Genomic DNA, 11,694 nt, shown 5'->3' with positions numbered 1-11,694 from the left:
ATACAATTTACGGTGAGTGACTAATCGTTGACCACTGTCTACGTCCACCACCTGCAGTTTTGTGGTTTTACTAGACCTTGGCTGACAGGTAGGTAGCCACATTGATTAGACCATATGGAAGGAATGTTTATGCGAGGCCAATTTAAGGCACGTCGTGGCACGTCGATTGCTGCGGCCGCATTGTCGTTTGCTCTGGTGGCACCGCTGGCGCAGCCGGTGGCGTTTGCGCAGGAGGAGAAGCCCGCTGCTGAGTCTGCTCAGAATCCGGAAGCTCCGAAGCCTCCTGCCGAGGCGCCGGCTTCGAATGCTGAAGCTTATGAGGATGCGATCCACTCGCCGGGTGATCCTGAGAACAAGGGTACGATTTCTGGTTCCGTCAAGGAAGTAGTGGAGATCTACAAGGGCTTCGGTAAAGTTCAGGATGCTGGTAAAGCTCTTGAAGGCGTGAAAGTGTATGCCCAGTGGTATGAGGGGCGTAGGTCCGAGCATGCCTCGCCGGTGTACTACACAACGACGAACGCGCAGGGTAACTTCTCATTGAATATGGCGCCGTATACGGATGCCGAAGGCGTGGAGCGTCGTTTCTCTGCTGATGCATCAGTGGGCGAGACTGTTCCACAGCGCGATCAAAAGCGCGAGAAGATCCGTGTTTGGGCAGAGCTGCCAGAAGATTTGGCAAGTAAGTATCGTCTGGTGCATCAGCCGGCCGCTGGTATTTTTCCTCCGACGGCTATTACTCCTGGTACGCAGGGTGATGGTGTCTGGAGTGATAACAAGGTCTCTGAGGTGAAGATTCAGTTTGCCCAGAAGACGCAGTTGCCGCAGCACCTGCCACAGGACAAGTGGGTTGAGTCTCAGGGCAGTGGGCTGTACGGCTCGTATCAGGGGCGTGCGTTTTGGAACTTGGATGTTGCCTCTGGCGCGTTGAGGCATGAGACGGTCTCGAAGTATGACGGCAAGGATGTGCCTGCTGCGGGTCTGCAGGTGGTTGGTTCGTACTTGTCTGATGAGGCTGTTAAGGCGATCAATGAGTACGTGAAGAAGAACTTTGCGGGTAAGACGCTGCGTGGCAATGGCTGGACTGTTGATGATGAGCAGGGCCTGCAGAAGTGGATTCATGAGCAGGTAGCAGCTGATCCAGAGGGGTGGATTGCTGAAACGGTCAAGACCACCACGGATGCTAATGGTGAATTTTCGTTGTATTGGAAGGGCCTGTGGGGCAATAGCTGGGAGAGCACTCCTGGTACTTTGACGCCGCCGGCGGACAAGCTGCACACGCTTGCATCTCGTGATGAAGGTACCTTTATCAACGGTAATAAGAGTTCCAAGCACGTAAACATGGACTGGTCGTTCGTGCAGATCCTGGATAAGGATGGCAATGTTCTGCCGGATAATGTGGGTACGTTGTATCCGTGGTCGTTGGGCAATTGGGATGGCCCGAACGCTGGCCGGGACGCGGAGGTCTTCGGCGGCGGCGGCGTCGAGATCAACAAGTCTGATGATAAGTACCTGCGTTGGAATATTGCGTTGTACCCAGCACCGTTGAAGTTTGATGTGCTGGAGAAGAACACCTATGACAACTGGGCTCGTGTTGGTGAGACTGTTGAGACGCTGACGACTGGTTTGCCGATTGGTGAAGGTCTTGAGTACTTCATCGAGTGGACCAATGATGCTGGTGAGGTTGTCAAGACCTGTGGTCCGGTGATGCCTGATGCTGATACGGCAATTGCATCGTGTGCGGTGAAGGTACCTGAGGGTGTTAAGCACGGTGATGTGTTTACTGCTCGTCTGTACCAGGGTAAGGACAACTCTGGTGCGTTGCTTGCGCAGGATGCGTTTGCTGTGACCACCTCCTACTTGGCGTATGAGCCTGAGGATGCGAAGGTTGGTGTTGCGAAGGATTCGACACCGAAGTTTGATGATCCGGATACTGCTCCTGTTGAGGAGAAGCTTGAGTCGGCTGAGTTCTTCTTGAATGAGGAGAAGCTTCCTGAGGGTGTTACTGCTGATCAGGTCGAGGTTGATCCGAAGACTGGTGTTGTGACGTTTACGCCGAAGGCTGGCCAGGAAGGTAAGTCCTTCGACATCCCGGTGAAGATGGTTGATACGGCTATCCAGGTGCCGGTGTATGACGATAACGCTGACCCAGTTGTTGACGCGAAGGGTAACCAGGTTACTCGCCCGCGTACGATTTTCCATGCGTCGGCAACGTTTAATGTTGTGGACAAGGACAATGCGTCCTTCGAGCCGAAGTATGAGCACACTCTTGTGACGCCGGATAAGCCGGCGGAGTCGTCGCCGACCTTTACTGACAAGGACGGTAATAAGACCGAGGCTCCGGAGGGGTCGAAGTTTGCGGTTCCGGAAGACTTTACGGCTCCTGAGGGCTACACCGTTGACTTCGATGAGAACTTCGAGAACAACGGTAAGATCACGGTGACTGTCGATAAGGACAAGCTCAACGGGGATACTGTTGAGGAGTTTGATGTTCCGGTTACGGTGACGTACCCGGATGGTTCTACGGATGAGACGTCTGCGCCGTTCTATCTGGATACCGATGGGGATGGTAAGCCGGATGTTGATGGTGGCATCAAGGATGAGGACGGCAAGGTAGTTGTCGAGGGGGATGACGACGACGACAATGACGGTGTCACCGATAAGGAGGAGAAGGATAAGGGTTCGAACCCGAAGGACGAGAAGTCTGTTCCTGCGTCGGTAGATACCGAAAAGAAGATTGTTGTTGAGGGCCAGGAGACTGATCCGTTTGATACGGCGAAGGATGTTCCGGAAGACGGCGAGGTCACGGTTAAGGACTTGCCTGGTGGTCTGACTGTTGATGACAAGACCGGCAAGGTCACCGGTACCCCGGAGAAGATCAGTGACTGGGGTAAGGAAGAGGAAGAGCGTGAGGTGACTGTCACGGTCACTATCACCGATAAGGACGGCAAGAAGGTTGCCGAGGATCAGAAGGTCATCACGGTTCAGCGTGATACCGATGGTGATGGCACCCCGGATGTCACCGATACTGATGACGATGGTGATGGCGTCTCCGATGAGGATGAGAAGACGGCTGGTACGGATCCGAAGGATTCGAATTCGGTTCCGTCGACGATTGCTGACATTGCCGATAAGTCTGGCACTGTTGGTGAACCGATCGATTCGTTTAAGATCGAGGTTGACAACGTTCCGACTGATGGTTCGGTCAAGGTTGAGGGTCTGCCTGATGGCGTGACCTACAACCCGGAGACTGGTGAAGTTTCTGGTACGCCGGAGAAGGCTGGTAAGTCCACGGTCACCGTGACTGTCCTGGATAAGGACCGCAAGCCGGTTACTGGTGCGGATGGCAAGCCGGTGACGAAGACGTTCGAGTTCGACGTCAAGGACAAGGCTGTTACCCCGACGCCAGATACTCAGGACAAGGACAAGTACCAGCCTGAGTACGAGGGTGGCGAGGGCAACCCTGGCGGTACGGCCGAGGTTCCTGCTCCGAAGTTCAAGGACGACAAGGGTAACGAGACCACGCCTCCGGAGGGCACGACGTTCGACAAGGGCGAAGGTGCACCTGAAGGTGTCGAGATCGACAAGGATGGCAAGATCACGGTCAAGGTTCCTGGGGATGCCACTCCGGGTGACAAGATCACTGTTCCTGTGAAGGTGACCTACCCGGATGAATCAACTGAGACCGTTGATGTCACGGTTAATGTTGTCAAGCCTGATCCTTCTGTGAAGGAGGGTGACAACACCACGGTTCCTGCTGATGGTGGCGAGCACACTGTTGGTACGGTCGAGAACCCGAACGGTGACGAGAAGGGCAAGCTCGTCGATAAGGACGGCAATGAGATCCCTGGATCGAATGTCGAGATCGACAAGGAGACTGGCAAGGTCAAGGTCACGGTGCCGGAAGGTACTGACCCGCAGGATGCCAAGGTCATCATCACCGATGGCACTGGTAAGGACACGATCGGTGAGATCGACGTCAACATCGTCGATCCGGAGTCTGATGCGGCGAATAACGTCCCGAACTACGGCGATCGTAAGAACGTCGAGGCTGGTGAGACCGAGAAGTCTGATCCGTTTGAGGGCAAGACTGATGTTCCTGTGAAGAAAGCAACGGGCACTGAGTCCGACGGTTCGGAGGCGTGGACGTTTAACACGGCGCCGAAGACTGGTGTTGTTGAGGCGAAGGCTCCTAGCTATGACGATGTCAAGAAGAAGATCGAGGCTGAGCTGCCGAAGATTGATAGCAGCTGGGATAAGTTCAAGGAGATCTTCACCCCGTACGTTCGTCCGTCTGTGACGGTTGATTTCGTCTACAACGATGGTTCGAAGAATGATGCAACTGCAGGATTCGATCTGGTTGGTAAGGATGGTAAGTCCTTGCTGGATCCGGATGGTGACTTCGATAAGGACGGTATCTCTAATAAGGATGAGATCGAGAAGGGTTCGAATCCTGCTAATGGCGATGAGATTCCGGATACTGAAAAGCCGACGGTGAATCCAGTTAAGCCTGGTGATACGACGATCTCGGGTAAGGACGATACTCCGAATTCGACGATTAAGGTCACGTTGCCGAACGGTACGGTCGTTGAGACGGAGACCGATAAGGACGGTAACTGGAAGGTTGATGTTCCGGCTGGTGTTGAGCTGAAGCACGGTGACAAGATCACGGTTACGGACAAGAGTGGCAAGTCGACTGACGTCACAGTTACCGACACCGCGGCGCCGACCGTGAACCCGATCAAGCCTGGTGATAAGACGATCTCCGGTAAGGGTGACCGTCCGAACGAAACCATCAAGGTTACGCTGCCGAACGGTAAGGTTGTTGAGACCGAGACTGATAAGGACGGTAACTGGAAGGTTGATGTTCCGGCTGGTGTTGAGTTGAAGCCTGGTGACAAGATCACGGTGACCGATGGCGCCCACACGGTCGAGGCGAAGGTCGGTATTGATACCGGCAAGTGTGTGGCGTCTGCTGTGGGCTTTGGTCTGCCGCTGATTGCGCTGCTGCCGCTGGGTCTGGCTTCTCAGATTCAGATTCCGGTTCTCAGCGATGTTGCTGCGCAGGTTGATGCTCAGCTGAAGACGGTCAACACCCGTATTCAGCAGCAGGCTGGCGTCTTCAATCCGGAGATGGCACGTCAGGCTGAGCAGATCAACGCGCAGCTGCGTACCGTTGGCGCAGACCTGGGCATGGTCGCTGCAGGTATCGTACTGATTGCTGCCGGTATCCTGGCTGGCACGGTTATCTACGACAACTGCAACCCGAATGGTCCGAAGTCTTCGGTCAAGGATCTGGAGCTGAAGGGTTCTTCCGGCAAGACGATGAAGCTGTCCTCCAAGGGAACCGCGGCTCCTAAGACCACGGCAAAGCCGAAGAAGGAGCAGTAAGAAATACGCTCTGAACAGCCACCCCCTTGCGGGGGAGGCTGGGGGTTAAGCGCTTACTGAACGCTTTCTAAGAAGAGAAAAGCTGCCACCCGTCATATATGACGGGTGGCAGCTTTTTGTATTGGTACTGACAACGGTCGCTGTTAGTTCTGGGAATCTTCGTCTTCGCAGGTGACGTACATATGTCTGCTAATTATCTATACAAACAATTACATGCGCACTATAGGACAACCGTCCTAACGCTGCCTACCTGATGGATTCTTAGAGTTTGAAACATATCAGTGTCGCAAAAGCCTGCAATGGAATAGCCCTAAAGGTCTATTAGAAGCGCAGGCCATTCGTTGTTATTCTTTGATGACTGTAAACCACGTAGCGCCTGTGTTTGTGCCTAAAGATCGGTGAAAAACGCGGCGGTGCGACTATATGTTTCAAATCAACGAATGAAAGGAATTGTTGTGCGAAGCTCCTACAAGATTCGTCGCGGTACCTCGATCGCTGCGGCAGCACTTTCGTTTGCGCTCGTTGCGCCGCTGGCACAGCCGGTTGCGTTTGCCCAGGAGGAGACTTCTGCTACGGCCGACCAGGGATTAATTGCTCTGGAGCCGGCTGAGTCGGTCGGGGCATACGAGGATGCAATCTACTCCCCAGGTGAAGCGGATAAGAAGGGGACCATTTCAGGGTCTGTCAAGGAAGTTCAGGAGATTCTTGCGGGGTTCGGTGAAGTTCAGGATGCCGGTAAGGCACTTCAGGGCGTGAAGGTATTCGCCCAGTGGTATGAGGGTGTTAATACTGAGCACGCTTCTCCGGTGTACTACACCATGTCTGATGAGAACGGTAACTTCACGCTGAATATGGCGCCGTATACGGATGCTGAGGGCGTCGAGCGTACGTTCATGGCGGATGCCTCTGTTGGATTGACCACGGGTAAACCATCTGGTCGCCGTGATCAGCGTCGTGAGAAGATCCGTATGTGGGCCGAGCTTCCTGAAGAGTTGGTTCACCAATACCGACTAGTGCATCAGCCAGCCGCGGGGATCTTCCCAACGACGACGACCACACCTGGCACACAAGGCGATGGACAGTGGGTCGGCAATCGTGTCAAGGGCGTCACGATCCAATATGCACAAAAGACAGACCTGCCACAGCACTTGCCACAAGAGCAATGGGCTGAGTCTCAAGGTGGCGGCTCTGCAGGTGCGTATTGGGGTCGTGCATTCTGGAATCTACGTGTGCTTCAGGGTGCGCTCAGGCACGACACCCTTTCGAAATACGACGGTTCCGACGTACCGGCTGCCGGTTTGACCGTCGTTGGGTCCTATTTGAGCGATGAGGCCGTTAAAGCAATCCACGAGTACGTTAAGGAGAATTTTGCAGGCAAAACTCTTCGTGGCAAAGGGTGGACTGTCGATGACGAGCAGGGTCTGCAAAAGTGGATTAATGACCAGGTAGCAGCTGATCCAGAGGGTTGGATTGCTGAGACAGTCAAGACTACGACAGCCGCTGACGGCAAGTTTTCGTTGTACTGGAGAGGCCTGTGGGGTAATAGCTGGGAGAGCACTCCTGGTACTTTCACGCCGCCGGCGGACAAGCTGCACACGCTTGCTGATTCCCATGACCAGGGCAGCTGGGCGGAAGGTAACCGAAGCTCGAAGCACGTGAACACGGACTGGTCATATGTTCAGTTACTTGATAAGGACGGGAACACATTGCCAGATAACATCGGCATGCTGTACCCATGGTCTCTGGGACACTGGGATGGCCCAAATACTGGTACCAGCATGAAAGTGTTCGGTGGCGGTGGATCATTAATCTCTCGCTCTACTGGTGCCTATGGCAATTGGAATATTGCGCTGTATCCAGCACCGTTGAAGTTTGATGTGCTTGAGAAGAACACCTACGACAACTGGGCTCGTGTTGGTGAGACTGTTGAGACGCTGACGGATGGTTTGCCGGTTGGTGAAGGTCTTGAGTACACCATCGAGTGGACCAATGATGCTGGTGAGGTTGTCAAGACCTGTGATCCGATTGCTCCGGATGCGTCGACGCGTATTCCGTCGTGTTCGTTGACGGTGCCGGCTGATGTTGAGCACGGTGATGTGTTTACTGCTCGTCTTTACCAGGGTAAGGACAGCTCTGGTACGTTGCTTGCGCAGGATGCGTTTGCGGTAACGACGTCGTATTTGGCGTATGAGCCTGCGGATGCGAAGGTTGGTGTTGCGAAGGAGTCGACGCCGACGTTTGATGATCCGAAGACTGAGGCTGAAGAGCCGAAGTTGGAGTCGGCAAAGTTCTTCTTGAATGAGGAGAAGCTTCCTGAGGGCGTGACCGCTGACCAGGTGACGGTTGATGAGACCACCGGTGTGGTGACGTTTACCCCGAAGGCTGGTCAGGAAGGCAAGTCGTTTGATATTCCGGTGAAGATGGTTGATACGGCCATCCAGGTGCCGGTGTACGACGAAAACGGTGACCCGGTTGTTGATGAAGGGGGTAACCAGGTTACTCGTCCGCGTACGATCTTCCATGCACCAGCAACGTTTAAGGTTGCTGAGAAGCCTGTTGCTGACACGGTTGAGCCGAAGTACGCCAATGAGCTTGTTGTTCCGGGTAAGGAGACGAAGTCCACGCCATCCTTCACCGACAAGGACGGTAAGGGCGTCGATGTTCCTGAGGGTGCGAAGTTTACGATCCCGGAGGACTTCCAGGCTCCTGCTGGCTACAAGGTCGACATTGATGAGACCACCGGTGAGATCACGGTGACTGTTGATGGTGTTAATAAGGACACTGTTGAGAAGTTTGAGGTTCCGGTTACGGTTACCTACAAGGATGGCTCCACTGATGAGGTGACCGCGCCGTTCTATCTGGATACTGATGGTGATGGTAAGCCGGACTTTGATGGTGGTTACACCGATAAGGACGGTAACGACGTCGAGGGTGATACCGACGACGACAATGATGGTGTCTCTGATGAGGATGAGAAGGACAAGGGTTCTGATCCGAAGGACAAGAATTCCATCCCGGCAACGGTAGACACCGAGAAGAAGGTCGTTGTTGAGGGTCAGCCGACGGACCCGTTTGATACGGCGAAGGATGTTCCGGAAGGTGGCAAGGTCACTGTTGATGGTCTGCCGGATGGTCTGACTGTTGATGACAAGAACGGTAAGGTCACCGGTACCCCGGAGAAGATCACTGACTGGGGTAAGGATGAGGAAGAGCGTGACGTGACTGTCACGGTCACCATCACTGATAAGGACGGCAAGGAAATTGCCAAGGATAAGAAGGTGATCACGGTTCAGCGTGATACCGATGGTGACGGCACCCCGGATGTCAACGACAATGATGACGACGGTGACGGCTTCACTGATGAGCAGGAGAAGGAAGCCGGTACTGATCCGAAGGACCCGAACTCCAAGCCGGAGGATAAGACTCCGGCACCGTCGATTGAGACCGGTGAGAAGACCGATGAGGTTCCGGCTGATAACAAGCCGAAGACTTTGGATGACAAGGTCAAGAATCCGACTGAGGGTATGACGGGTGATGTCCTGGATAAGGACGGTAACCCGATCGAGAATGCCAAGGTTGAGGTTGATCCGAAGACTGGTGAGATCAAGGTGACGGTGCCTGAGGGTACCGAGCCGCAGGATGGCAAGGTTGTCGTCAAGGACAAGGACGGCAACAAGGTCGGTGAGATTGACATCAAGATCACCGAGCCGAAGGACGAGACCCCGGCTCCGTCGATTGAGACCGGTGAGAAGACCGATGAGGTTCCGGCCGATAACAAGCCGAAGCCTTTGGATGACAAGGTCAAGAACCCGACTGATGGTATGACTGGTGATGTTCTTGATAAGGACGGTAACCCGATCAAGGATGCCAAGGTTGAGGTTGATCCGAACACTGGTGAGATCAAGGTAACGGTGCCTGAGGGCACCGAGCCTCAGGATGGCAAGGTTGTTGTTAAGGATAAGGACGGCAACCCGGTTGGCGAGATCGACATCAAGATCACCAAGCCGGCACCATCGATCGAGCCTGGTGGCAAGACTGACGATGTTCCGGCTGATAACAAGCCGAAGACGTTGGATGACAAGGTCAAGAACCCGACTGAGGGTATGACTGGTGATGTCCTGGATAAGGACCGCAACCCGATCAAGGATGCCAAGGTTGAGGTTGATCCGAACACTGGTGAGATCAAGGTGACGGTGCCTGAGGGTACCGAGCCGCAGGACGGCAAGGTTGTCGTCAAGGACAAGGATGGCAACAAGGTCGGCGAGATCGATATCAATATTCTTGATCCGAAATCTGATGCTGTGAAGAACACGCCGGATTATGGTGCGCCTAAGAATGTTGAGGCGGGCAAGACTGAGACGTCTGATCCGTTTGAGGACAAGACCAATGTTCCTGTGAAGGAAGCGAAGGGTACGCCTTCTGCTGGTTCTGACGATTGGGACTTCAATACCGTTCCGGAGACTGGTGTTGTTGATGCGACGGCTCCTGGCTACGACAAGGTTGGCGAGAAGATTAAGTCCGAGCTGCCGAATATTGATAGCAGCTGGGAGAAGTTCAAGAAGATCTTCACTCCGTATGTTGAGCCGTCTGTGACTGTGGACTTTGTCTACAACGATGGTTCTAATAACTCGGGTGTTGCTGACTTCGTTCTGGTTGGTAAGGATGGCAAGTCCTTGCTGGATCCGGAGGGTGACTTCGACGGCGACGGTATCTCGAATAAGGATGAGATCGAGGGTGACTCGAACCCAGCAAATGGTGATGAGATCCCGGATACCACTGCACCGGAGATCAATCCGGTGGCGCCTGGTGACAAGACCATCTCTGGTAAGGGTGACCGTCCGGGTGAGGACATCAAGGTCACGCTGCCGAACGGCAAGGTCATTGAGACCACGACCGACAAGGACGGCAACTGGAAGATCAGCGTTCCGTCCAACGTCGAGTTGAAGCCGGGCGACAAGATCACAGTCGAGGACGGCAAGGGCAACTCCGCGGAAGTTACCGTTAAGGACACCACTAAGCCGACGATCAACGACATCAAGCCTGGTGACAAGACGATCTCTGGTAAGGGCGATCGTCCGGGTGAGGACATCAAGGTCACGCTGCCGAACGGCAAGGTCATTAAGACCACGACCGACAAGGACGGCAACTGGAAGATCAGCGTTCCGTCCAACGTCGAGTTGAAGCCGGGCGACAAGGTCACCGTTGAGGATGGCTCTGGCAACACTGCCACCGCACAGGTCGGCATCGACACTGGTAAGTGTGTGGCGTCTGCTGTTGGCTTCGGTCTGCCGCTGATCGCGTTGCTGCCGCTGGGTCTGGCTTCCCAGATTCAGATTCCGGTTCTGAGCGATGTTGCTGCTCAGGTTGATGCTCAGCTGCAGGCTGTGAACACTCGTATCCAGCAGCAGGCTGGCATCTTCAACCCGGAGATGGCTCGTCAAGCTGAGCAGATCAATGCACAGCTGCGCACTGTTGGTGCTGACCTGGGCATGGTTGCTGCAGGTATCGTGCTGATTGCTGCCGGTATCCTGGCTGGCACGGTTATCTACGACAACTGCAACCCGAATGGTCCGAAGTCTTCTGTGAAGGACCTTGAGCTGAAGGGTTCCTCTGGCAAGACGACGAAGCTGTCCTCCAAGACGGACAACAAGACTCCGGCAAAGCAAGAGAAGAAGCAGCAGTAAGAAATACGCTCTGAACAGCCACCCCCTTACGGGGGAGGCTGGGGGTTAAGCGCTTACTGATCGCTTTCTAAGAAGTAAAACGCTGCTGTCCGCCATTTGTGGCGGGCGGCAGCTTTTTGCGTTGCTGCAAGGTTGGGGCGGCCCGTCGCGCGCCACCTCAAATTGCTCGAAGCGTGCGATTAGAAGCGTGCGATGCAGGTCGCGCATTCTCACCGGCCCGGGGCGACTTTCGGCGACCAGCGTCGCTCGCACTCCTTTAGTACCTCGGCCCGAACGAGGATCACGCAAAAACAGCACGAAGACCTCGCGGAAACAACGCACAGCGAGCCCAGAACGCGCATGATCCCACAGCCACTGAACCCTATATGGCTATGTCAAAAAGTAGGTACAACAAACCTGCCGCAGGGTTTTCTCGGCAAGATGGCGAAGCTCTCGACTAAGAAGGACAACTCGACTTTCGTTTCGCGGTCGTTGGCAATGGCTGCTTGGGCTAACAAACTGCGCATGTACTCTGCCTAACCCGCTGGGGTGAAAGCGGGAGATTAATGCTACGCTTGCAAGCACCACGACTAGCCGTCATTTCCGATAAGGAAAGGCGGCTGGTTCTCTTTTTGTCCTTATA

General features: G+C 54.4%; 2 protein-coding genes. Both read left to right on the top strand.

What is annotated here, in order from left to right; translation table 11 throughout:
- Positions 1 to 129 precede the first annotated feature (129 nt).
- A complete protein-coding gene (locus R0V12_RS04555; protein ID WP_320072931.1) occupies positions 130 to 5,388 on the top strand; it encodes a YPDG domain-containing protein in 5,259 nt (1,752 codons plus the stop codon).
- Between the two features lie 440 nt (positions 5,389 to 5,828).
- Positions 5,829 to 11,072: a YPDG domain-containing protein gene (locus R0V12_RS04550; protein ID WP_320072930.1), complete on the top strand. Its 5,244-nt coding sequence runs from the start codon at positions 5,829 to 5,831 to the stop codon at positions 11,070 to 11,072.
- Positions 11,073 to 11,694 lie beyond the last annotated feature (622 nt).

It is taken from the genome of Corynebacterium sp. UMB2355A (assembly GCF_033877495.1).
Taxonomy (GTDB): Bacteria; Actinomycetota; Actinomycetes; order Mycobacteriales; family Mycobacteriaceae; genus Corynebacterium; species Corynebacterium pseudogenitalium.
The sequence above is the reverse complement of the archived record's forward strand: the minus strand, read 5'-3'. Positions and strand labels throughout refer to the sequence as shown.

What these genes read in the sequence shown, in the direction of transcription:
- R0V12_RS04555 (WP_320072931.1), top strand. Translation starts at nt 130, where the DNA reads ATGCGAGGCCAATTTAAGGCACGTCGTGGCACGTCGATTGCTGCGGCC.
- R0V12_RS04550 (WP_320072930.1), top strand. Translation starts at nt 5,829, where the DNA reads ATGAAAGGAATTGTTGTGCGAAGCTCCTACAAGATTCGTCGCGGTACC.